Raw genomic sequence first — 21,452 nt, 5'->3', positions numbered from 1 at the left:
AGTTGACTCGCGGGGCGCAAACAAGCGACACATTTTGTATACAAAGCCGCCGACAGGTGGGGAGGACCACCGGGTCTCGTGAGGGGACATCATGACGAAAAGCGCAATCGCCCTACTCGCCTCGATTTCCACGCTGCCTTTGGCCGCACCGGCCTTGGCGCAGAGTTCTCCACCGCCGGCGGACGCAAACACCCCCGACGATGACGAAGCCACGATCGTCGTTACTGGCCTCAAGCGCGATCAGTCGTTCGTCGAAGTCCCCGTTGCGGTCCAGGTCTTCAGCGAGAAGACGATCGAACGCGCGGGGATTACGCGGCCCGAAGACTTCCTCGCGCTCACCCCGAACGTCGCGTTCGAAAAGTCGAACCACGCTGGCGAATTCTTCGTGAACATCCGCGGGCAAACTTCGGTGCGTCAGTCCGAGGGCGCGGTCGCGATCGTCATCGACGGGGTCCAGTTGGCCACCCAGAACGAATTCAACGGCGAATTGTTCGACATCCAGCAGATCGAGGTGCTCAAAGGCCCGCAAGGTGCGCTGTATGGCCGCAACGCCTCGGCCGGGGCGATCGTCATCACCACGAAGGAGCCGACCGACGAACTTGAGGGGCAAGTGCGCGCCAGCTACGGCAATTGGCAGAGCGCAAAGGGTTCGGTCAGCGTCGGCGGCCCGATCGTTCCGGGCAAGCTGCGCTTCCGGCTGTCGGCGGCGCTCAGCGACACCGATGGGCCTTTCACCAACATCAACACCGGCGAAAAGGTCATGCGGATGACCAGCAAGGAAGGCCGGGCCCGGTTGATCTGGGACGCCAGCGAGATGACGCGCTTCGACCTGCGCGGCACCGCAAGCCACGTCACCGGCGGCGCGATCGCATTCAACGCCCAGGTCGTGGGGTCGACGCAGGGCGGGGTGCCGGTGACGAAGATCGACACGGACGACACCAGCCTGCCGTACACGGCCGATGTTCCCGGCCGCAACGTCCAGGACAAGTGGAGCGTGGCGCTCAAGATCGATCACGATTTTGAGTGGGCCAAGCTTACCTCGGTTACGTCGTACAACACGATCGTCGATCGCTACCAAGCGAAGAACTATCCGTACGGAGCCTGGACCTTCGCCGGCAATGAATTCGTGTCGGACGCGTTGTCGCCCGGCCTGAACCTGGATATTCTCGCCGCCTTCGGCGACAACACCCAGAAGTTCCGCATCGCCAACAAGGCCTTCATCCAGGAGGTGCGGCTGACCTCGCCCAGCGAGCAGCGACTGCGCTGGCAGCTTGGCGCCTACTACCTCGATTCCAAACGCGACTTCACCACCGAGCAGGGACTCAACGGGCGCCTCCAGCGAGACGCCATGGGCCGGCTGCTGCCCCCGTTTGTCATTCAAGGAACGACGGTCGGGGCACCGGTCGCGCCGGTCACGCGGCTCTTGATCGGTGGCGGATCGATCCTGCCGACCCGCGGGATCGACGGGCCGGACAGCAACAACGGCACCGTCAATTACGACGACAATCACTACACCGCGCGCAACATCGCACCGTTCGGCAACATCCAGTTCGACATCACCGATGCGATCGAGTTTCAGGCCGCGGCGCGCTATGATATCGAGCGCCGGACGATCCGCACCGAGACGCCCAACATCGCCAATCCATTCTTTGGCGTTGCGCCCGGCGCGCCCGCCGCGACGTACAACTTGTGCGTTGCATACACTGGCCGCACCGCTGCGGCATGCCGTGAGAAACGCACCTTCAGGCAACTTCAGCCCAAGGTCACGCTGACCTACAAGTTCCCCGGAAAGTCCGGGTCTATCTACGCCGGATACGGCCGCAGCTTCAAATCGGGCGGTTTCAACCCCATCGGCACTCGCGCCGTGCTTATCCAGGGCCTACCGAATATCCTGGTCCAGGACAGCTACGACAAGGAAGTCGCCGATTCGTATGAACTCGGCTTCAAGGCACTGCTGCTCAACCGGCGGATCAGCATCAACGGGGCGGTGTTTCACACCACCGTCAGCAATGCGCAGCAATTCGAATTCTTCCCGACCGGCGGTATTCAGGCGATCTCGCAGATCAAGAAGACCCGCATCAACGGCGCCGAGATCGACATCAACGCTCGGCTTACCGACGTCCTTTCGGTATTCGGCGGCGCCGGGGTCATCGACGGCAAGATCAAAGACATCGACAGCCAGGACCCGGCCGATCGCACGGCGATCATTGGCAACAAGATTCCGTTCGTGCCGAACTACAATATAAGCGCGGGTTTCCAGCTGACACAGCCGGTGTCGAACACGCTCAATCTGCTGGCCCGCGTGGACTACACCCGCACTGGCCGTATCTGGTACGATCAGCGCAATCTCGCCAATACCGACCGTTCGCCGATCGACATCGTTAATGCGCGGCTGGGCGTCGGCAACGATCGCTGGGATCTCGCGTTGTGGTCCAAGAACCTGTTCAACGAACGCTACAACAGCGACGCCGTGGTGATCCTGCCGGTCGCGCACGCGGTCTACCGCGCACCGACCCGCAGTTATGGCCTCGAAGGGCGCTTCAACTTCTGAGTTAGGACGACCATGCCCATTGGCCTTGCTCCCAGCGCCCGCTCTACCTTCGCGGTCCATACCGTCGATAATGCCGCGCTTGAAGGCGCGCCGCTGCTCGAGCTGCCGTTCAACACCGGCGTGAGAATTCGGGGTTACTCGGCGATCAATCAGCCCAACTGCCAGGTCATCGTCGAGGATTTCATGCCGGGCGACGAGTTCGACTGGACCTTTACCCACGACGAGTTCCAATATTGCATCTCGGGTGAAATGGAGGTCGAGGTGTTCCTGCCCCCGCTCTATTCCGAGGTCGTCAGGGCACGGATCACGCCGGGCACGGTCTACACCTATCCGGTCGGTGCCCGGAAGCATGTGAAGGTCATAGGCGAACAGCCTTTCCGGCATCTGTGCTTCTGCCCGCCAAGCCCCGACTACCCGTTCCCGACCCACGCCAGTCTGACCGGCCAAGGATAACGCGCATGCCCGATCCAGCGATCGCCCCAATCTCACCCGACGCACTACCCGAAGATCTGAAACCCCTCCACGCGACCGGGATCGAGCGCACCGGCGATGCGACCATCATCGGTGTGATGGCGCATCAGCCTGACATTCTGCGCTGGTATTTCGGCGAGTTTTACGATGGCCTGTTCTACAACAAGCATCCCGGAATGCGCGTCGATGTGCGAAGCAAGGAACTGCTGCGCCTGAAGCTGTCGAAGCAGCACGGCTGCCAGTTCTGCAACCGCTTCAACACCGTGGAGGCGCTGAACGCCGGCGTCACCCAGAGCCAGGTCGATGCGATCTTCGATCCGCAGGCGACGGTGTGGGACGCCAGGGACCGCGCCTTGCTGCTCATGGCCGAAGAGATGATGCTGCAGAACATGGACGGGCAGTTGACGCCAGCGCTCTACCGCGAGTTGCGCGAGCATTACGATGATGGCCAGATTGTCGAACTGGGTTTCATCGCCGCGGTGCTGACCGGCGTCGCGAAATGGATTTTCACCTTCGACATGGTCAACCGCGAAGAGACCTGCCCCGTCCGTCCGCCCCTTGCCGCCTGATTTATTTCAAGGAGTCGCTACCATGAACATGCATGTCGATCTCAAGAGCCAGCTTCCCCACGCCGTGCTGCCGCACACTACAGCGGACGAGTTCGCCCGTCAGGAATTCGTCAAGAGCCTGAAGTTCCACCTCGCCAGCAAGGTCTCGGTCGGCAACAAGGATGCTTTCGAGGCGCGGGCCAAGCCACGTTTCGAAAAGGAGGCGGGGCACGAGCCCGCAACCCTTGCCGACATGCGCAAGGCGATGGGCGGCGATCCTTACTTCCGCTTCTGGAGCGCACTACAGCGCAACAGCCAGGAAATGATGTGGAAGTCGGTCCAGCTTCCGGTCGAGCGCCAGCATGCCGAGCTTATCGAGCAGAGCAAGACCGCTACCACGAAAGGCAGTCTGCACCTCGATCCGGAGCTTGAGATACCGCGGTATCACCGGTCGGTTGACATCCATTGCATGCCAGGCGGCTATCACACCGACTTTGTGGCCGAGGACGTCGCCAACGGCGCGATCTACGACCGCGCGGTTTACATCTACGCGATGGGCCGGATGGGGCCGGAGAACTCTGACATCGGCGATACCACGATCGCCTATCTCAAACAGAATTATCCCGATTTCGCCCCGCGCCGCATCCTCGATATGGGCTGCACCGTCGGCCATTCGACGCTCCCTTATTGCGACGCCTGGCCCGATGCCGAGGTTTACGCGATCGACGTCGGCGCCCCGGTGCTGCGCTATGCCCACGCCCGCGCCGAATCGCTGGGAAAGACCGTTCATTTCAGCCAGCAGAATGCCGAACACACGGACTTTCCCGACGGCCATTTCGACCTGATCGTCAGTCATATCCTGGTTCATGAGACCAGCCACACCGCAATCCGGCGGATCATGCGCGAATGCCATCGCCTGCTCAGCCCCGGCGGCATGGTGGTCCATGCCGAGACGCCGCCTTACCGCGATCTTCCGGCGTACGACGCATTCATGCTCGATTGGGACACGCGCAACAACAACGAGCCCTATTGGGGCGCAAGCCACGAGCTTGTGGCGGCGGAGATCGCGGCCGAGACCGGCTTCGACCCGTCGCACGCGTTCGAAGCCTATCAGCCCAGCGCCTTCGAGGCGGCAGAGGCCAAACGCACCAAGGTGTTCCAGGGCGGCGACTTTGGCGGCGGCGGCGCTTGGTGGGTGTGGGGCGTGCGCAAGTAAACGTCGTGCCGGGGCAGGGGCGCCAGCGCCATCCCCATCCCCCGTTCGGGCGGATACCAGAGGACGATCACGGATGAGCGACGCAGGCAGGCTGCAACTGAAGGCCAAGGGTCAGCGGCCACAGTATTTCGACGATCCGGCGATCGACAAGGTGCTGGCCATCACCCTCGCGCTCGCCGGAGAAACCGCGGTGCTGCACGACCGCGTCGACACGATCGAGCGTCTGCTCGAGCAAGGCGTTCCGGTGACCCGCGCCGCCATCGACGCCTATCAGCCCGACGCGGCGACCCGCGAAGAGCGCGATTCATGGCGCGACCAGTTCCTCGACAACGTGCTTCGCATTATCCACCAGGAGCGCGAGGAACTGGCCCTGCGCGCCGGCGAACAAGCGCCCTACGATGACGCCGTAATCCTGGTCGAATCGACCGCGCCGTGATGGGGCAGTTCGCCGAGCACTGGCGCCGCGACGAGCCCACCTTTTACAGTCTTCTAGCGCTCGAGCGGCAGCCGGGTGATCGGCCGGGCGCGCTCGAAGGATTGAGCGGAGCGTTGATGAGCCGCGATCGAGGCAGCCAGGCCGAAACTCATGTGGTCGAGATCGCGTCGGGATGGCGCAAGAATTGCGCCGCTGACGCGGCGAGCCTCGAGCTGTTCCTGCTGTCGGGCGATCTGGCCCTCAATGGCGAAAGTGTGGGCGGGGGAGGGTATGTTCATTTGCCCCAGGGCAGCGGCGGGGGGAGCTTTCCTCGCAAGGCGGCGCCCAAGCCCTGGCGTTCTGGAATCCCAGTCCGCCCTGTTTCCCGTATCCTTACACCCGCCGGCGGGTGGTCGGCACGCACAGCCTTGGATGGAAGAATTCGGTTCCGGGCGGCCACGGGGTCATGCACAAGTCGTTGCGTTTGCCCGATCCTTGCCCGGATAGCCCCGATGCAGGTTTCGACGGCGGGCCGGGCGGTTATCTCCGCTTTCAATACATCGCCCCGCAGATGATCGCGGCGGCGGAGCACGTCCACCACGAGTGCTGGGAGGAGATCATAGTGCTGGCTGGCGACGTCCTGCTGGTCAATGAAGGCCAGATGGGCCGCGGCAGCGTCGTCGGCCACCCGCAGGAATGGTATCACGCGCCGTTCGCCTCACGCTCTGGCGCGATCATCCTGGTCCATACCGACGCGCCGATGGGCTACCCTTGGCCTCCCCGCGACTATCCCGGCGGGCAGTCGCTATGCGAATGCTATCTCGAGGCCCAGGACTGGACGCGCGAGATCGATCACGTCCCCTGGTCCCATCATCCTTTGGCGCCAGTGCAGGACGCCGATCCGCTCTACCAGGCCTGGCGGCAGACTCCGTCCGGACGCCTATGGGGCGACGATGACCTTCCCGGCGAGGTTCCTTACCTGCCCGGCGGTCGCGGCAAAGCGTCCGCTTTCCGCTCGTCATGGCAGCGTAAAGTGCAATGATCCGGCGTCGCTTCGCCGATTGCCGCGACGGCCAGATTCACCTGCGTGAGGCCGGGCCAGTGGATGCGCCGGTAATCGCCTTCTTCCATCAGACCGCGTCTTCGGGCGCCATGTTCGAGGCGGTGATGACGCGGCTGGCCGGCTGGTATCGCTGCCTTGCCTTCGATACGCCTGGCTTCGGCCAATCCTATCAGCCAACGATCCTGCCTGACCTGGCATTCGCCGGGGTTCGCCTGCTGGAGGCCCTGGACGACCTGGGCGTCGAACGCTTTCACGCTTGCGGCCATCACACAGGCGGGTGTGTCGCGCTGGAAATGGCCGTGGCGGCGCCCCAGCGGCTGCGGTCGCTGACACTGATCGGACCGGTGCTGGTCAACGACGCGGAAAGGGCCGAATATCGCAAGATCTTCGTACGGCCTTTCGCCGCCGAGGAAACCGGCGCCTTCCTGCAAACCGCGTGGGACTATCTGCGGATGATCGGCGCGGGGTCGGGCCTCGACCTGCATCTGCGCGAAATGGTCGATCACCTCGTGGCGCACCGCACGATGCCCCAGGCGTTCGAGGCGGTTTGGGCGCAAGACACCACTGCGCTCTATCGCGCGGTCGAGGCGCCGCTGCATATCGTCTGTTCCAAGGACGACGTTCTGTGGCCGCTGTTCGAGCGTGCCGGGCAGATGCGCCCCGATGCGCGAAGCACAGTGGTGGGCGGGGCCGACTTCCAACCGGATCGCGATCCCGACGGCGTCGCGGCGGCGCTGTCCGCTTTCATCGGAGGGCTTGATCCTGGCAACTGAGCTCGAGGCGGCATTCCGCAGGCTGGAAGGGGCGCTGGCAACCGGCGATTTGCCAGGGTTCTGGGGGATGATTCTGCCCGACGCGGTGATCCTGGACGAAGACCTTCCCATCCGCGTCGATCGGCAGGGCTTTCAGGACCACATCGGCTTTCATAGTCCCGAGGTGTGGGAAAACTTCGCCTGGAAACCAATGGCGGTCCGGTTCGTGGCGAGGGGAGGCGCGGGCTTCGTAGCGGGCTCGGCGATGTTCCGCGGCAAGCCTCGCGGTTCCGGCTATCGTCTCCGCCCCCTTCTGTTCACCCAAGGTTGGTCCAAGCTGGCCGAGGGCTGGCGATTGGCAAGCTGGCAGCAAAGTCCCTTGGTGGGCCATGTCACAAAGGCGTCACCGGGATGATGGTTGTGCAATGGGAGCGGCGTCAGGCGCTTTTGGGCGGAGCGGCATTGGCGTTGTCCGGCTTGATCATGCCGTGCGCAGCGTTAGCTGGGGGGCCGGGCGCGGACTCCGCGCAGGCGGCCGTCACTGCCGCCCTTGCCGGCCGTCTGGATCCGGCGAAACGACTCGCGTTGCTTGCCGACGACGCCCTGGTGATTAGCGACGACGTCCCGTTCATCATGGACAAGCCGACCTACGCCGATCATCTCGCGTTTCTTTCGTCATCATGGTCCAGTTGTGAGCTCGCCTTGCTCGAACCGCGCTCTAATCTGCATCGCGATACGGCAGTCGTCTCGTTTCTGTTCAACCTGCGGGGGCGTCCCAACGACGCGGGCTTTCGTTTGCGCTCCGGGGTCGTGACGGCTGTGTGCGTAGAAGATGGCGGCACCTGGCGGGCACTGGGGCTGCACTTCGGAGCCCTGAGCGGACAAATCACTGACGCCTCGCCGTCCTGAGGCTTCAACATGACGTATCCGACCTTTCGCGAGGCGGGCTCAAGCGCAGCGAGATAGGGCGGGAACTGCTCCATCGCTCGCTGGCTTGCCAAGCGGCGGATTTCGACTGGGCAGGCCGAGCTGCGTGCCGATGCGAAGGCGCAGATCTACACAGCGGCGGAGGGCCTGCGCTCGAAGCACGCTTTCTCGGCAGCAACCCCACTAGCGTCGATTTCCAAGGATCGTGTCCCACCATGTGGTGTAGGTTCGCTGGCGTAGTCGCAGCGATCTCCGGCCAAGCCGGATTGATCATGCCGCCATGGCTGGCAACCTGATGATGGTGTTATCGCTTAATCCCGAGACGCTTTCCAGCGTCATGTAGCGGCAGCGCTGAACGGCCCACTCGTCATTCTGTTCGAGCAGGATCGCGCCGACGAGACGGGTTATGGCCTCCTCGTTGGGGAAGATGCCGACGACGTCGGTGCGCCGCTTGATCTCGCCATTGAGGCGCTCGATGGGATTGTTGGAGTGCAGCTTGGTGCGATGCTGCGCGGGGAAGGTCATGTAGGCCAGCACATCGTCCTCGGCGCTGTCCATCAGCGCCGCCAGCTTGGGCACGGTCGGCCTGAGCTGATCAGCCACGCTGCGCCACTGGGCCTTGGCGGTCTCGGGTGTTTCCTGGGCGAAGGCGGTGGCGATGAACGCCGAGACGACCCGGCGCCCACTCTTGCCGGCATGGGCCAGGGCGTTGCGCATGAAGTGGACGCGGCAGCGCTGCCAGGTTGCGCTGAAGACCTTGGCGACCGATGCCTTGATGCCTTCATGGGAGTCGGAGATCACCAGCTTCACGCCGCGCAGGCCGCGGCGGGCAAGGCTGCGCAGGAAGTCCGTCCAGAACACCTCGGCTTCGGAATGCCCGATCGCCATGCCGAGGACTTCGCGCCGGCCGTCATTGTTGACACCGACCGCGACGATGACGGCGACCGAGACGATCCGGCCGGCTCGCCGGACCTTGATGTAGGTGGCATCCATCCAGACATAGGGCCAGTCGCCTTCGATCGGACGCTCGAGGAACGCCTTCACGCGGCCGTCGATCTCTTCGCACAGCCGGCTGACCTGGCTCTTCGAGATGCCGCTCATCCCCATCGCCCTGACAAGATCGTCGACCGAGCGCGTCGAGATGCCCTGGATGTAGGCCTCCTGGATCACAGCCGTCAGAGCTTTCTCCGCCATGCGGCGGGGCTCGAGAAAGCCCGGGAAGTAACTGCCCTTCCTGAGCTTTGGGATCCGCAGCTCGACGGTGCCGGCGCGGGTCTCCCAGTCCCGGTCCCGATAGCCGTTGCGCTGCGCGAGCCGCTCGGCATCCTTCTCGCCGTAGGCCGCACCCGTCAGGCCGCCGACCTCCAGCTCCATCAACCGCTGCGCGGCAAAACCAATCATGTCGCGCAGGAAATCGCCGTCGGCAGTCTTCCCAACCAGCGCGTGCAGGTCCATCTTGTCGTTGGTCATCGGTGTCTCCGTAAGTTGAGTTTCGCAACCCAAGCTTATCCGAAGTTCGCCGATGACCACCCGCGAAACTGACCGGCCGCTACAGCGCTAGTTGGGGAGCGCGCGTCCGGTCAGCTTCGCTACCCTCGAAACCTACACCACGCCCGGGGGCACGACCTTTCCATGTTGGCGCCTGGCGCCTCAAAGCTCCAGTCAAACGGCAAACAGGCAATGCGACTGTGCATAGGACAGCGTCGTTACAGCACCACTGCTGCTGCTATAAACAGGCCGTGAATATGCACTTGTCCCGCAATTCTGCTTGTGTGCAAGTCGCTGGTGCGACGGTGTGCGGTGTCGAGGTCGACGGAGTCCGGCGCTACCTCGGCATACCCTATGCGGGGCCTCCAAACCGCTTTGCCCTCCCTGAGCAGGCGCGGTTCGGTGCAGGAATCTTCGAGGCCACCGATCCCGGACCTTCCGCACCGCATCGCATCAAGCCGTTCCCGGGGCTCGATGTGATTCCACTGGTCGGCACGGGGAGCGATGGGGGTGACGGCGATTATCTGCGTCTGAACATTTGGGCGCCTGCCGACAGCGCCGGTGCGCCAGTCTTGGTTTTCATCCACGGTGGCGGCTTCATAGTCGGCAGCAAGGACGCGCCGGTCCAGGATGGAACCGCGTTCGCACAGTCGGGCATCGTTTGCATCGCAATCAACTATCGCCTGGGGATCGACGGATTTTTGCCCGTCCCCGGTGCACCTACGAACCTTGGGCTCCGCGACATCCTGTTCGCCCTGCGGTGGGTGCAGGAGAATGTCGCGGCCTTTGGAGGCGATCCCACGAACGTCACGGTGTTCGGCGAGAGCGCCGGGGCCATGGCCATTGCCGACCTGGTGACATCGCCTTTGGCTCACGGCCTGTTCCACCGCGCGATCGTCCAAAGCGGGCACGGCTCGATGGTACGGGACATTGACGTCGCCCAGCGACTTGTGCGCAAGCTCGCCAAGCGTTTGGGCGTTACGCCTGACGTTGACGGTTTTCGCACGGTTGGAAACGACGCGGCGATGGATGCCATCGAGCATTTGGCCAAGCCGACCGCCATAGACCTGCGCGACGCGCACGGATTCGAGCCGGTTTATGGCATCAGCCGGTTCATTCCGGTGTGGGGTGACGACGTATTGCCTCAAAAGCCGCTAGACGCGTTGCGGGCTGGGGCGGGAAGCGAGATCGAGGTTCTGATCGGCACGAATGCCGAAGAGATGAACCTGTATTTCGTGCCGACCAAAGTACGCGACAAGATCCCCGGCGTGCTCGCATGGTGGCTGCTATCTCGCTCGCAGCCGAACGCCAGGGCGGCACTCAAGGCCTATGGCCTTGGCAGCAAGGGCGTAAAGCCTGGCCACGCGATGACCCGGGCGATGAGCGACCTGGTGTTCCGTTGGCCTGCGCGGCAGTTCGCGAGCGCGCACAAGGGTAAGACCTGGATGTATGAATTCGACTGGCGCTCGCCGGCGTTTGGCGGCGAACTGGGCGCGTGTCACGGCATGGAGCTGCCGTTCGTCTTCAAGACGCTGGACATTGCGAGCGGACCGCAGGGACTGGCCGGGGAAGCGCCTCCGGCTGCGCTCGCCGACAGCGTCCATGGCATCTGGGCACAGTTTGCGCGTGACGGGACTGTGCCATGGCCGGGATACGACGGTGACCGACTGGTCTATCAGCTCGCCCGGGGCGAAACGATCCGCGAGCCGGATATGCCCGCCGCGCGCTTCCTGCCGGAATAGGGCGATGTATCTCGACAAGCTTCGGCTCGAGGGCCGCGCGGCCTTCGTAACCGGCGGCGGGCAGGGTATCGAGCTTTCCTGTGCCGAGGCGCTGGCCGAGGCCGGGGCCGCGGTGACGATCGCGGATCGCGACACGGCTGTGCTTGCCGCGGGCGCTGACGCGCTAGCTTGCAAGAGCTACGCGGTCGAAACGGTCGCGCTCGACGTGACCGACTCACGCGCGGTCGAGAATGCCGCCGGCGAAATGCTGGCGCGAACCGGCCGGATCGACATCCTCGTCAACAACGCGGGTATCGCGCGCAGCGAGACGCCGGCCGAGGATGTCGCCGACGAGCATTGGCTCAACGTCCTCGACGTCAATCTCAACGGCAGCTTCTGGTGTGCCCGCGCGTTCGGCCGGCACATGCTCGCCGCGGGCTGTGGAAGCATCGTCAACGTCGGCTCGATGAGCGGGTTGATCGTCAACCGGCCGCAGCCGCAGAGTTATTACAACGCCTCCAAGGCCGCCGTACACCAACTCACGAAAAGCCTTGCCGCGGAATGGGCGGGGCGCGGGGTGCGGGTCAATGCCGTCGCGCCGACCTATATCGCCACCCCTCTAAATGCCTTCGCCGACCAGTCCGGCGAAATGTACCGGCGGTGGATCGACGGCACCCCGCAGGCCCGTCTCGGCGAGCCCGAAGAAGTCGCATCCGTGGTGCTGTTCCTCGCTTCGGACATGGCCAGCCTGATGACCGGCAGCATCGTGATCGTCGATGGCGGCTACACCTGCTGGTAAGTCGATCTGCATAGTCGGTCTGACGATCGGCATAGTCGGCCAACCTATCTTATAGGTTATATACCTGTCAGATAGCCTCCCACAGGGACGCCGTGACGTCCGATTCGAGGGAGACGATGTCCAATGCGCTCGCACCGCTTTCTGACCGCTGTTGCCGCCACCGCGCTGAGCGCTCCACTTCCGGCTTTTGCGCAGGACGCTACACCGCAGCCCCAAGAGACTTCTGCGGACACCTCGGTCGGCAACAACGAGATTGTCGTCACCGCACGTAAGCGCGAAGAGACGCTGCTCAATGTTCCAGTCGCGATCACCGCCATCAGCGGAGACACGCTGCAGGCGCGCGGGATCAATTCGGTGCGCGAGGCGGCGCTGCTCAGCCCCGGCCTCAATATCAACAGTGACGGCACCGGCCGGGCCTTCGTAGCGATTCGCGGCGTGGGCGTGACTCTGGTCGGCACCGTCCAGCCCGGGGTCGGGCTGTTCATCGACGGCATCTACCAGCCCAACACCGCCTATCTCAACAACCCGCTGACCGATGTGGCGCGCATCGAGGTGCTGCGCGGTCCGCAGGGCACCTTCTATGGCAAGAACACGCTGGGCGGCGCGATCAACGTGATCACCCGCGCGCCTTCGAACGATCTCGAGGTGCGCGGCAATGCGAGCTACGCCGGGCCGGACAACGCCTGGCTGGTTTCCGGCGCCGTTTCCGGGCCGATCGTCAAGGACGTGCTCCAGGTCCGCGTCGCCGCCTCGCATCGCCAGCAGGACGGGTTCCTCAAGAACATCGTGATCAACCCGGCCAACCCGGTCGATGCCAACAAGCTCAACACGGACTCGGTCAATGCCACCGTTCGGTTTGGACCGAGCGATGGACTGACCCTGACGGTCAAGGGATATTACGACTGGGTCGATGGGGTGAACATTCCGTACGCCCGCGTCACCGGACCCAAGAACTATTCGCGCAAATTGCAGTTCAACGCGCTGAACGAATCCAAACTCCGCTATCGCGGCGTCAACGCGAAGGCAGAAGTGCCGCTCGACGGGCTCAACTCCAAGCTCACCCTCATTGGGGCATACGACTTGCGCAACGGCCGTAGTCCGGATTCCGACGTCGATTTCGGACCGACCAACTTCGCGCGCGCGGTGAGCAGCGACAAGCTGCGGACCAAGACCACCGAGCTGCGGCTCGACAGCGAGTGGTCGGACCGCATCTCGACGCTGTTCGGGCTGTTCTATAGCCGCGAAACCACCGCGCTGCTCGATAACACCTCGCTGCTCCCGGCAATCACTGGGTTGCCGTTCAACGTGGTACGGACCACCACCAACCGGACCAAGGCAGACACCTATGCCGCGTTCGGCACGGTGTTCTGGCAGCCGAGCGAGGCGTGGGAAGTCGCCGCGGGGCTGCGCTACGATCACGAGAAGCGCACCGCCAACGGCTCGGTCGTCACCGCGCTCGGCCCGCTCGGCACCACCGGTGGCGCCATCCCGCAAGCGCGAATCAAGTCCAACGAGGTCGAACCTCGCCTGACCGTCACCCGCAAGTGGAGCAGCGAACTCACCAGTTACGCCTCGGTCGCGCGCGGCTATCGCGGCGGCGGCTTCAACGCCCCGACCGCGCCGTTTCGCACCTACAAGGGCGATAGCGCCTGGACTTACGAGGCCGGCACCAAGTACGCTTCGGCCGACCGCCGGGTAAACCTGTCGGCCGCGGTCTTCTACAACGATTACAAGGACTACATCGGCCTCAACTCGATCGCCCCGGCGGCCGGTGGCGGGCTGGTCACGGTCGATCTCAACAGCGGCGATGTCGAGAGCTACGGCCTCGAACTCGAAGGCCGGTTCCGGCCGTTGCCACAATGGACGCTGTCGGGCGGGTTGACGCTGCTGCATGCGCGGCTGACCAACACCGATTCCTATACCGCGATTACCAAGCGCGTCCTGTCATCGGATCGGCTGACTTTCCAGCCAGACTGGAGCGCCAATCTTTACAGCGACTATGACATCGCACTGGGCAGCGACAGCGCCGTTACCCTGACCGCAGGGGTGACCGGCAAGGGCAAGCGGCTTGCCGGGACGCTCAACCAGACCACGCCGACCTTCCTCGACAGCTATTGGCTGACAAATGCGTCGATCACCTGGAAGACCGGCCCGGTAGAGGTCGGGGTATTCGCCAACAACATCTTCAACACCAAATATTTCGAAAGCTACATCGAAAAGACGACGCTCCAGCTTGCCGGGCTTCCCGCCAGCGATCTCGGCATCGTCGGCGACCGCCGCCGCTATGGCGTGCGCGCCTCACTGCGGTTCTGACGGCGATGAGCGCGCAGGGTTCGGGTCCCGTGCGCAAGCCGCTGCCGTCGGGCTTCGCCGAAGCGCTGGGGGGGCGCTTCGGCGAAGCCTTCCAGACCAGCGAAGCAATCCTCGCCCAGCACGGTTCGAGCGAATCGCATTTTGCGACGATGCTGCCCGACGCGGTGGTCTTTGCCGAGAGCCGCGACGATGTGGTCGACCTGGTCAAGCTCTGCGCCGCGGCCCGTGTGCCGATCGTCGCGTTCGGCGCGGGCACTTCGATCGAAGGCAATGCCGCACCGGTCCAGGGCGGAGTCAGCCTCGACCTCACACGGCTGAACAAGATCGTCGCGGTCAACGCCGAAGACTTCGATTGCATGGTCCAGCCGGGCGTCCGCCGCGAAGAGCTCAACCAGCATTTGCGCGACCAGGGGCTGTTCTTTCCGATCGACCCCGGCGCCAATGCGACGATCGGCGGCATGGCTTCGACCCGGGCCAGCGGGACCAATGCGGTCCGCTATGGTACCATGCGCGAAGCGGTGCTCAGCCTTGAGGTGGTGACGCCGCAAGGCGAAGTGATCCGCACCGCGCGCCGTGCGCGCAAATCGGCCGCCGGTTACGATCTGACGCGGCTGTACGTCGGCTCCGAAGGCACGCTTGGAATCATCACGGAAATCACCCTTCGGCTACATCCCATCCCCGAAGCGATCAGTTCCGCGGTATGCGGTTTCGCAAGCCTCAAGGGCGCGGTCGACACGGTGGTTCAGTCGATCCAGTGCAGCGTGCCGCTGGCGCGAGTCGAGATTCTCGACGCCATGCAGATTCGCGCGGTGAATCGCTGGTCGAAGCTCGACTACGCCGAATTGCCGACACTGTTCTTCGAATTCCACGGCAGCCCCTCGGGCGTCGCCGAGCAAGTCGAGACGGTCAAGGCGCTGGCCGAGGCCAACGGCGGTGGTGAGTTCGCGTGGTCGAACCTGCCCGAAGAGCGTAGCAAGCTGTGGCGTGCGCGGCATGAGGCCTACTATGCAGCGGTGAACTTGCGCCAAGGCGCGGTCGGCTGGGCGACCGACGTTTGCGTGCCCATGAGCCGCCTGGCCGAATGTATCGAGCGGACGCATGAGGATCTGATCGGGGCCAGCGTGCCCGCGACGATCCTAGGTCACGTCGGCGACGGCAACTTCCATGTGGTCTTCTCGCTCGATCCGAATGCGCCCGACGAACTGGCCGAGGTCGAGGCGATAAACGCCCGGTTGGTCGAGCGGGCGCTGGAAATGGACGGCACCTGCACCGGCGAACACGGGATCGGGCTTGGCAAGCAGGACTGGCTGATTGCGGAACTGGGCGATGCAGTTGAGCAAATGCGCCTCGTCAAGCGCGCGTTCGATCCGCAGAACCTGCTCAATCCTGGCAAGATCTTCACGCTGTGGGCTGCGCCCAGGCCTTGGCGGTCCCGCTGACGGTGCAGGCGCCCAAACGCTCCGCAGCGTTCACAATGATCGTCCTTGCGATCGCACTGGCGCTTGGGCAACTGATGCTTGGCGTATTCAGCGCGGTCCAGGAAGCGGCGAAGGCCGAACTGGGCCTCAGCGACTTCGCCCTGAGCCTGCTCAACGGCCTAGCGGTGTCGATCCCGGTCGCGGTGCTGTCGCTGCCGGTCGGCATCCTCGTCGACCGAGGCAATCGCGTCGTGCTCATGGTGTGGACCTCGTTCGGGTGGAGCGTCGGCACGCTGCTGACTGCGATCGCGGAAAATTTGCCCCTGCTTTTCGCGGCGCGAATGCTCGCCGGGGTCGGTTCGAACATCGCCACGACAATCGCGATCTCGCTCGCCGCCGACTTGTGCCTGCCCGAGCGGCGCGGGCGCTCGCTGCTGTTGCTGACCATCGGCAAGTACGCCGGGACTGGGCTGGCGTTTGCTCTGGGTGGCGCCTTGCTTTCACAATTCACCACCGCAGGCGGCCTGTTCGATCTCAGCGCCTGGCGAAGCGTCCATCTGCTGCTTGGACTGCTAAGCCTTGCCGGTACCGCCACGCTCCTGTTCCTGCGCGAGCCGCCCCGGCAAGAGATCGCGATCGGCCCGAGCGCTCCGTTGCGCGACACCTTCGCCGAGCTGTGGAGCTACCGCCGCTTTCTCGCTCCGCTGTTTCTCGGCCAGCTCGGCGTATTCATGGCCGACGCCTCGGCGGCGATCTGGGCGGCCCCCGTGCTCCAGCGCAGCTACGGACTTGGCCCGGGCGACTTCGCCGGATGGATGGGCCTGGTAATCTTCGGTGCCGGAATCCTCGGTGCGCTGATCGGCGGGTTCGCCGCAGACTTGGGCCAGCGCCGGACGCGGCAGGGGGGTGCTCGACGGCGCTGTAATCGCCGCTTTGCTCGCCCTGCCGGCCGCAGCGTTCCCGTTGTCCGCCGGAGCATTCGGTTTCGGAGCGGCTCTTTTCGCGCTGCTGCTCGGCGGAACGGTGTGCGGCCTGGTGACCGCGACGGCGATGGCCGTGCTGCTACCCAACGAACTGCGCGGGGTCGCCATCGGTGTTTTCGTCGCGCTCGCCGGACTGATCGCTTTCGGCATCGCGCCGACCCTGGTCGTAGCCTTGAGCGGTCTGTTCGGAGGTGAGCGGGGTCTTGCGCCCGCGCTCGCCACCATGGGGCTGATCGTCAGCGCCCTGGGTTGCATCGGGTTCCTGATCGCCCGCCGCAATGCGCCCAAACCTATCAGATAGCTCTTGCCAGAGCTGTAAGATAGGTCTACTGAGCGGCCAATGGACACGTCGGGAATAAAACAAGAGATAGTCGTCTCGCACGAAATGACGGCGCTGATCGGCCGCGGCACGGTCGGTCCAGCGTCGCTGCCGGCGGATCCGGTGGTCTTCGCCTTTTCAGGCTTCGACAGCGACGACATGCCGATGCTTACCTTCCGGCCGAACCTGTCGCTCGACCGGCTGCAGACCGCTGCGCTCGTCTTCGTCGTGGCCCGGGCGGCTTGCGCGAGGCTCTATCCTGATTGCGCCTTCGACGCTGGCACTTGGCACATGACCAGCGCTTTGCGCGAACAGGCCGCGGCGATCCTGTCCTGCGAGGCGAGCGGCGAGGCGCGCGCGACGCTTCGCCTGGCGCGCAGCATCGAATTGCTCTGCAAGCTCCATTTTGCAAAGGCTGCGGGTGAACTCGTCCCGATGCGCGGGGACGGAATGCTTGACGAGTTCGATCTCGCCCGCGTGGTTGCGGCGCGAAGGATCGTGGACGATGGCTGGCAGTCCAAGTTGACCATCGCGGATCTTTCCCGCCAATGCGGGATCAACCGCGACAAGCTCGTGCGTGGTTTCCGTCAGGCCTATGGCGCGACGATCGGCGAGGCTCTCAGCGAGCGTCGCCTGGGTGAAGCGCGGACGATGTTGCTGACTTCGGACTTGCAGGTCGCCAGCATCGGCTATCGCTGCGGCTACCTCAACAACGCCAGCTTCACGCGGGCTTTCACCCGTCGCTTCGGGTTGGCGCCCAGTGCGCTGCGCCGCACCGGTCTGGCAGCATGAGAGGGCTGATCGCCGAGGCCGCCCCCCGGGGCTCGCTGGTCGATCGCGCGACGGAGGCGGTGCGCACGCACATTGCGGTCAACGGCTTGAAGGTCGGCGATCCGTTGCCTGCGGAGGGCCGTTTCGCCGAGGAACTGGGCGTCAGTCGCCCGGTGATGCGCGAAGCGTTCGGCGCGCTGGCCGCGCTCAGGATGATCGACGTCGGCAATGGTCGCCGCGCCCGTGTCGGAGCGATCGACGGATCGGTAATGGCCGCCTCGATCGGCCATGCGGTCAGCACCGCGCAGGTGAGCCTGGCCGACGTGTGGGACGTGCGCCGTACGCTCGAAATGCGGACCGCTGAACTCGCCGCCCAGCGCCGGAGCGACCTTCAGGCGGACGCCATCCTGCGCGCCGCGAACGAGCTCGCCATCAGCCGCGATGAACACACGACCACGGCTGCCGATACCGCCTTCCACCAAACCATTGCGCTCGTCAGCGGCAATCCGTTGTTTTTCCAGATCGTACGCTCCTTCGAACAGATGATGGCAGTTGCGATCCCCAAGGCGTGGTCGGCGCGGCAGACCGATGAGGCCCGCGCCGAAACGCTGGCGCTCCATCGCGAGGTCGCCCTCGCGATCGCCGATCAAGATGGGTCGCGCGCGCGCACCGCCATGGACCGCCACTTCGATCGCTCGATCGACGACATTTTCGCCACGTGAATTATCTGCGAGCGCCGCACGATGGCGGACTGTCATCAAGCGGCACTCTGCCGTTAGGCAGCCGATCTGTTTTTGCCTCTTCTGACTCGTAGGGTCTATCTCGACCTATAAGAAGCGGGGGAAACGCAGGAGCGAGAAGTCTTTTGGTTGGCCGGTTGCTGATCCCACGAGCAGCCCTGCATAAGCTAACGACGGCGTTGTCCGTGATCGGGCAACCACTGCGAGCAAGGATGCATCGCGGCACGAATGCGCACAGCATCAGAGTTGGTTGTGCTCGAACTGGACCACAGCGTTCCGGACGTCGATCGGTCGGTCTCGAGCTTACACAGTATGCTCGCCCGCGTTACTCGCCCGAGGGGTCCCGACGCGATCGTACCGGAGGCAGACCTTAAGACTAAATAAAGGATAATCCAGCAAGGCGGGCCAAGGAGGTCACGATGACCGCGCACATCCTTGTTGCCGACGACGACTTGCTGCTGTGTGAGGTGGTGAGGTTCAAGCTAGGTGCCCTCGGTCACCAAATCCGCTTCGCTCACGATGGCCTCGCTGCGGTCGCCGCGGTGCGCGCAGAGCGGCCCGACCTTGTCATCCTCGATAGCATGATGCCCGTTTTATCGGGCCCCGAAGTGCTGCGGGCGATGAAGGACGATGCCGCGCTGGCAAGCGTGCCCGTGCTGATGCTGACCGCCCGCAAAGGCCAGGAGGACGTCGTCAACGCCTTGCGTTCGGGAGCTGCCGACTATCTCACCAAACCATTTCTGCCGGAGGAGCTTGCGTTGCGCGTCGAAGCCTTGCTGGCGCGTCATGTCGGCGGTCGCGATCGTGCTACGGGCGTCTAGTGCAGCGGCTGCCGCAGCGCTGCTACTGGCTAGCCCAGCCGCTGCGCAAAGCCTGGCCGATCGGCTTGCCGAAGTCGCGGTCGCGCGGGATGCTAAGGACCACGTCCGTGCAATAGAGTTGCTCGAAGCGCTTGCTGCCGAGCGACCGCAGGACACCACTGTCCTGCGGTTGCTCGGTACCAGCTACGCCTTTGCAAAGCGGTACACGGACGCGATCGGGGTGTTGAAGCGTGCGCGCGAGCTTGCCCCCAACGATCAAGACGTCGCGCTGGCGCTGGCCCGCACCTACCTGTGGTCAGGTCGAACGGGCGAAAGTCGCGAACTGAGCCGGGCGATCGCTGCGGCCGAGCCGGACAATCCGGAATTGGCCGCGCTTCGCCAGGCTATCGCGGACGCATCCGGGGAGCGGCGCGCGACCGGTATCGGACTCGCCGCCGGTGCAGCGCGCGTCAAACTTGCCGACGGCCGCAAGCAATGGTGGCGCGAATTCACGCTAGCCGGCGACCTCCCGCTCGGCCCAACTACGGTAGTCGCGGGAGAAGCCGAACTCGCCCAACGAGAGCGGGTGGACGATGTCCGTCTCGGCGTCCGGGTCGACCACCGGCTGTCACCGGGCGCGACCGTGTGGTTCGGGGTCGCAACAACGCCCAACGCCGATTTCAGTGCGCGCTGGACCGTGAGCGGCGGGGGCGAGGGGATGGTGGCGCAGGGGCTGTGGCTCACGCTCGATGCTCGTCACGCCGACTACGGCAGGGCCGAGGTGACCGTGGCCGAGCCCGGTGTTCGTGCCGAGTTTTCCGGCCGCTACACGATACATCTAAAGGCGATCCAACTGTGGGACGAACTGAACGATCATCGCAGTGGCTGGTCCCTGCGCGGCGAGGCGACACTCGGTGCTGGGGTGCGCGCGATCGCGGGAGCCGCCACCTATCCTGACACCGAAGCCGGCATCACCCGCCGAGTGAAGGGGGGGATTTGGTGGTCTTGAGCTGTCCCTGGGCGGTCAAACAAGGGTTCGCGTCACTGCCGACTACGAGGAGCGGTCCCAAAGCTATCGACGCACCGGGATCGCGATCGGACTAAGCCGGCGGTTTGGAGGATGATCGCAAACGTTCATCAATTGGCCGTTCTGGTCGCGGCCGGCTCGGTCGCGTTCGCGCTCACGATGTCGCTGTTCATGTTGTCGTTGTTCCTGCGCCGTCGCCGCAACGAGCGCAGTGCGGCCCGCGAGCAAAGCGACAAACTGCTGTTGTCGCGTGAGTTGCTCGACGCGATTGCAGGGACAGAGCCCTGTATCATGCCTGCCTTCGACGAGGCGAAGCCCTCGGTCCGCCTCGGCGCGGTATCTCATCTGCTTCAGCTGCTGCGCGGTGGCGACCGCGCGCGGTTGCTGGCCGTTGTTGAGCGCAAGGGACTCTTCGCCGACGCGCTGTCGCGCCTGCACAGCCGGCAAGCTGCGCGGCGCATCGACGCGATGCGCCTGCTCGAGCAGTTCGCGAGTCCGGCGTGCATCCAAGGACTCACCTCCGCTCTCGCTGGAGATCACAGTGGCGCTGTGCGGCTTGAGGCTGCGGGCGCGCTAGCCCGGATGGGGCAACTGCCACCGCTGGCCGACCTTGTCCGCATGCTTGAGCTTGACCGCCGCCCATTGACCCGGTTGCATCAGGCCCTCTTCCGGTCGATCGCCGCCCGCGACACCGATGCTATCGTCGCTTTGGCCGATGATCCGCAGTGGCGTCCGCTACGCGCACCGCTGGTCGATGCGTTGGGGTGGATCGAAAATTACGCGAAGCTTGAGACCTTGGCGCAGTACGGTGTCGATACCGACGCTGAAGTTCGCGCCGCGGCGCTCCGTGCGGCGCGAAAGATAGGCCATCCGGGAGCGGCGAAATGGGTAACTGCGCTGCTCGACGATCCCGATGAGCGGGTTCGCATTCAAGCTGCGCAGACCTGCGGTGCGCTCCGCTTGGGCGATGCCCGACCTGCGCTCGAGCGTCTTAATGACGATCCAAGCTGGTGGGTGCGTATGCGGGCTCGCGGCGCGCTCGACCTGCTCGGTGCTGGCCCGGCGGTGCGACCGGCATGATCAGCTTTGATAGCCTTCAGTTCGCCGCCGCGCACGCGCTGCTGGCGCTC

General features: G+C 64.4%; 21 protein-coding genes. 19 read left to right on the top strand and 2 right to left on the bottom strand.

Annotated features, from left to right (window positions below):
- Positions 1 to 91: 91 nt before the first annotated feature.
- The 5 genes from GKE62_RS04880 to GKE62_RS04860 all read left to right on the top strand — a co-directional run bounded on the left by GKE62_RS04880 (position 92) and on the right by GKE62_RS04860 (position 5,222).
- Entirely contained in the window at positions 92 to 2,551 is a 2,460-nt protein-coding gene (locus GKE62_RS04880; RefSeq protein WP_154691257.1) for a TonB-dependent receptor, read from the top strand.
- Positions 2,552 to 2,563: 12 nt separating this feature from the next.
- Positions 2,564 to 3,004, top strand: a complete 441-nt coding sequence (locus tag GKE62_RS04875) for a cupin domain-containing protein (RefSeq protein ID WP_154691256.1) — start codon at positions 2,564 to 2,566, stop codon at positions 3,002 to 3,004.
- 5 nt (positions 3,005 to 3,009) lie between these two features.
- Complete coding sequence (locus GKE62_RS04870) at positions 3,010 to 3,591, top strand: carboxymuconolactone decarboxylase family protein (protein WP_154691255.1); 582 nt, start codon at positions 3,010 to 3,012, stop codon at positions 3,589 to 3,591.
- Between the two features lie 22 nt (positions 3,592 to 3,613).
- Positions 3,614 to 4,786 carry a class I SAM-dependent methyltransferase gene (locus GKE62_RS04865; protein WP_230206917.1) on the top strand — a complete coding sequence of 391 codons (1,173 nt, stop codon included), beginning with the start codon at positions 3,614 to 3,616 and terminating at the stop codon, positions 4,784 to 4,786.
- A 73-nt stretch (positions 4,787 to 4,859) separates the two neighbouring features.
- Complete coding sequence (locus GKE62_RS04860) at positions 4,860 to 5,222, top strand: hypothetical protein (RefSeq protein WP_195908593.1); 363 nt, start codon at positions 4,860 to 4,862, stop codon at positions 5,220 to 5,222.
- Positions 5,223 to 5,275: 53 nt separating this feature from the next.
- Here the strand turns inward: GKE62_RS04860 and GKE62_RS04855 are convergent, their stop codons facing one another.
- Positions 5,276 to 5,500, bottom strand: coding sequence for a hypothetical protein (locus GKE62_RS04855; RefSeq protein WP_154691254.1), 225 nt, complete (start codon positions 5,498 to 5,500; stop codon positions 5,276 to 5,278).
- 167 nt (positions 5,501 to 5,667) lie between these two features.
- Here GKE62_RS04855 and GKE62_RS04850 point away from each other — a divergent pair, with 167 nt between their 5' ends.
- The 4 genes from GKE62_RS04850 to GKE62_RS04835 are packed head-to-tail and all read left to right on the top strand — an operon-like array spanning position 5,668 to position 7,925.
- Entirely contained in the window at positions 5,668 to 6,243 is a 576-nt protein-coding gene (locus tag GKE62_RS04850; protein ID WP_154691253.1) for a hypothetical protein, read from the top strand.
- Complete coding sequence (locus GKE62_RS04845) at positions 6,240 to 7,037, top strand: alpha/beta fold hydrolase (RefSeq protein ID WP_154691252.1); 798 nt, start codon at positions 6,240 to 6,242, stop codon at positions 7,035 to 7,037. Before GKE62_RS04850 ends, GKE62_RS04845 begins: the two co-directional genes overlap by 4 nt.
- Positions 7,021 to 7,431, top strand: a complete 411-nt coding sequence (locus GKE62_RS04840) for a DUF4440 domain-containing protein (protein WP_154691251.1) — start codon at positions 7,021 to 7,023, stop codon at positions 7,429 to 7,431. Before GKE62_RS04845 ends, GKE62_RS04840 begins: the two co-directional genes overlap by 17 nt.
- Positions 7,428 to 7,925, top strand: a complete 498-nt coding sequence (locus GKE62_RS04835) for a DUF4440 domain-containing protein (RefSeq protein ID WP_154691250.1) — start codon at positions 7,428 to 7,430, stop codon at positions 7,923 to 7,925. The genes GKE62_RS04840 and GKE62_RS04835 overlap by 4 nt, the downstream gene beginning before the upstream one ends.
- Before the next feature lie 288 nt (positions 7,926 to 8,213).
- On the opposite strand, the gene GKE62_RS04830 is transcribed toward GKE62_RS04835, so the two are convergent.
- On the bottom strand, positions 8,214 to 9,413 hold the full coding sequence (locus GKE62_RS04830; RefSeq protein WP_154691249.1) for an IS256 family transposase: 1,200 nt from the start codon (positions 9,411 to 9,413) through the stop codon (positions 8,214 to 8,216).
- Positions 9,414 to 9,715: 302 nt separating this feature from the next.
- Between GKE62_RS04830 and GKE62_RS04825 the strand changes: the two genes are divergently transcribed.
- The 10 genes from GKE62_RS04825 (at position 9,716) to GKE62_RS04780 (ending at position 21,402) form a co-directional block, all read left to right on the top strand.
- Entirely contained in the window at positions 9,716 to 11,173 is a 1,458-nt protein-coding gene (locus GKE62_RS04825) for a carboxylesterase/lipase family protein (RefSeq protein ID WP_230206916.1), read from the top strand.
- 4 nt (positions 11,174 to 11,177) lie between these two features.
- Positions 11,178 to 11,951 (top strand): SDR family NAD(P)-dependent oxidoreductase, encoded by a 774-nt coding sequence (locus GKE62_RS04820; protein ID WP_154691247.1) that lies wholly within the window; start codon positions 11,178 to 11,180, stop codon positions 11,949 to 11,951.
- Between the two features lie 123 nt (positions 11,952 to 12,074).
- Positions 12,075 to 14,264 carry a TonB-dependent receptor gene (locus GKE62_RS04815; protein WP_154691246.1) on the top strand — a complete coding sequence of 730 codons (2,190 nt, stop codon included), beginning with the start codon at positions 12,075 to 12,077 and terminating at the stop codon, positions 14,262 to 14,264.
- 5 nt (positions 14,265 to 14,269) lie between these two features.
- On the top strand, positions 14,270 to 15,703 hold the full coding sequence (locus GKE62_RS04810; protein ID WP_154691245.1) for an FAD-binding oxidoreductase: 1,434 nt from the start codon (positions 14,270 to 14,272) through the stop codon (positions 15,701 to 15,703).
- Between the two features lie 35 nt (positions 15,704 to 15,738).
- Positions 15,739 to 16,860, top strand: coding sequence for an MFS transporter (locus GKE62_RS04805; RefSeq protein ID WP_154691244.1), 1,122 nt, complete (start codon positions 15,739 to 15,741; stop codon positions 16,858 to 16,860).
- Between the two features lie 190 nt (positions 16,861 to 17,050).
- Positions 17,051 to 17,776 (top strand): helix-turn-helix transcriptional regulator, encoded by a 726-nt coding sequence (locus tag GKE62_RS04800; RefSeq protein WP_154691243.1) that lies wholly within the window; start codon positions 17,051 to 17,053, stop codon positions 17,774 to 17,776.
- Complete coding sequence (locus tag GKE62_RS04795; RefSeq protein ID WP_154691242.1) at positions 17,773 to 18,477, top strand: FadR/GntR family transcriptional regulator; 705 nt, start codon at positions 17,773 to 17,775, stop codon at positions 18,475 to 18,477. The genes GKE62_RS04800 and GKE62_RS04795 overlap by 4 nt, the downstream gene beginning before the upstream one ends.
- 437 nt (positions 18,478 to 18,914) lie before the next feature.
- Positions 18,915 to 19,316, top strand: a complete 402-nt coding sequence (locus GKE62_RS04790) for a response regulator transcription factor (protein WP_154691241.1) — start codon at positions 18,915 to 18,917, stop codon at positions 19,314 to 19,316.
- Positions 19,282 to 20,304, top strand: a complete 1,023-nt coding sequence (locus GKE62_RS04785) for a tetratricopeptide repeat protein (protein WP_154691240.1) — start codon at positions 19,282 to 19,284, stop codon at positions 20,302 to 20,304. The genes GKE62_RS04790 and GKE62_RS04785 overlap by 35 nt, the downstream gene beginning before the upstream one ends.
- 132 nt (positions 20,305 to 20,436) lie before the next feature.
- On the top strand, positions 20,437 to 21,402 hold the full coding sequence (locus tag GKE62_RS04780) for a HEAT repeat domain-containing protein (RefSeq protein WP_195908591.1): 966 nt from the start codon (positions 20,437 to 20,439) through the stop codon (positions 21,400 to 21,402).
- The last annotated feature ends 50 nt before the right edge of the window (positions 21,403 to 21,452 follow it).

Origin of the sequence: Novosphingobium sp. Gsoil 351 (assembly GCF_009707465.1) — a bacterium.
Classification (GTDB): Bacteria; Pseudomonadota; Alphaproteobacteria; order Sphingomonadales; family Sphingomonadaceae; genus Novosphingobium.
Note: the sequence above shows the minus strand (reverse complement) of the source record. Positions and strands in the feature narration are given on the sequence as shown.

What these genes read in the sequence shown, in the direction of transcription:
- GKE62_RS04785 (WP_154691240.1), top strand. Translation starts at nt 19,282, where the DNA reads ATGTCGGCGGTCGCGATCGTGCTACGGGCGTCTAGTGCAGCGGCTGCC.
- GKE62_RS04805 (WP_154691244.1), top strand. Translation starts at nt 15,739, where the DNA reads ATGATCGTCCTTGCGATCGCACTGGCGCTTGGGCAACTGATGCTTGGC.
- GKE62_RS04880 (WP_154691257.1), top strand. Translation starts at nt 92, where the DNA reads ATGACGAAAAGCGCAATCGCCCTACTCGCCTCGATTTCCACGCTGCCT.
- GKE62_RS04830 (WP_154691249.1), bottom strand. Translation starts at nt 9,413, where the DNA reads ATGACCAACGACAAGATGGACCTGCACGCGCTGGTTGGGAAGACTGCC.
- GKE62_RS04870 (WP_154691255.1), top strand. Translation starts at nt 3,010, where the DNA reads ATGCCCGATCCAGCGATCGCCCCAATCTCACCCGACGCACTACCCGAA.
- GKE62_RS04795 (WP_154691242.1), top strand. Translation starts at nt 17,773, where the DNA reads ATGAGAGGGCTGATCGCCGAGGCCGCCCCCCGGGGCTCGCTGGTCGAT.
- GKE62_RS04790 (WP_154691241.1), top strand. Translation starts at nt 18,915, where the DNA reads ATGACCGCGCACATCCTTGTTGCCGACGACGACTTGCTGCTGTGTGAG.
- GKE62_RS04875 (WP_154691256.1), top strand. Translation starts at nt 2,564, where the DNA reads ATGCCCATTGGCCTTGCTCCCAGCGCCCGCTCTACCTTCGCGGTCCAT.
- GKE62_RS04860 (WP_195908593.1), top strand. Translation starts at nt 4,860, where the DNA reads ATGAGCGACGCAGGCAGGCTGCAACTGAAGGCCAAGGGTCAGCGGCCA.
- GKE62_RS04810 (WP_154691245.1), top strand. Translation starts at nt 14,270, where the DNA reads ATGAGCGCGCAGGGTTCGGGTCCCGTGCGCAAGCCGCTGCCGTCGGGC.
- GKE62_RS04845 (WP_154691252.1), top strand. Translation starts at nt 6,240, where the DNA reads ATGATCCGGCGTCGCTTCGCCGATTGCCGCGACGGCCAGATTCACCTG.
- GKE62_RS04865 (WP_230206917.1), top strand. Translation starts at nt 3,614, where the DNA reads ATGAACATGCATGTCGATCTCAAGAGCCAGCTTCCCCACGCCGTGCTG.
- GKE62_RS04815 (WP_154691246.1), top strand. Translation starts at nt 12,075, where the DNA reads ATGCGCTCGCACCGCTTTCTGACCGCTGTTGCCGCCACCGCGCTGAGC.
- GKE62_RS04800 (WP_154691243.1), top strand. Translation starts at nt 17,051, where the DNA reads ATGACGGCGCTGATCGGCCGCGGCACGGTCGGTCCAGCGTCGCTGCCG.
- GKE62_RS04820 (WP_154691247.1), top strand. Translation starts at nt 11,178, where the DNA reads ATGTATCTCGACAAGCTTCGGCTCGAGGGCCGCGCGGCCTTCGTAACC.
- GKE62_RS04855 (WP_154691254.1), bottom strand. Translation starts at nt 5,500, where the DNA reads ATGAACATACCCTCCCCCGCCCACACTTTCGCCATTGAGGGCCAGATC.
- GKE62_RS04835 (WP_154691250.1), top strand. Translation starts at nt 7,428, where the DNA reads ATGATGGTTGTGCAATGGGAGCGGCGTCAGGCGCTTTTGGGCGGAGCG.
- GKE62_RS04850 (WP_154691253.1), top strand. Translation starts at nt 5,668, where the DNA reads ATGCACAAGTCGTTGCGTTTGCCCGATCCTTGCCCGGATAGCCCCGAT.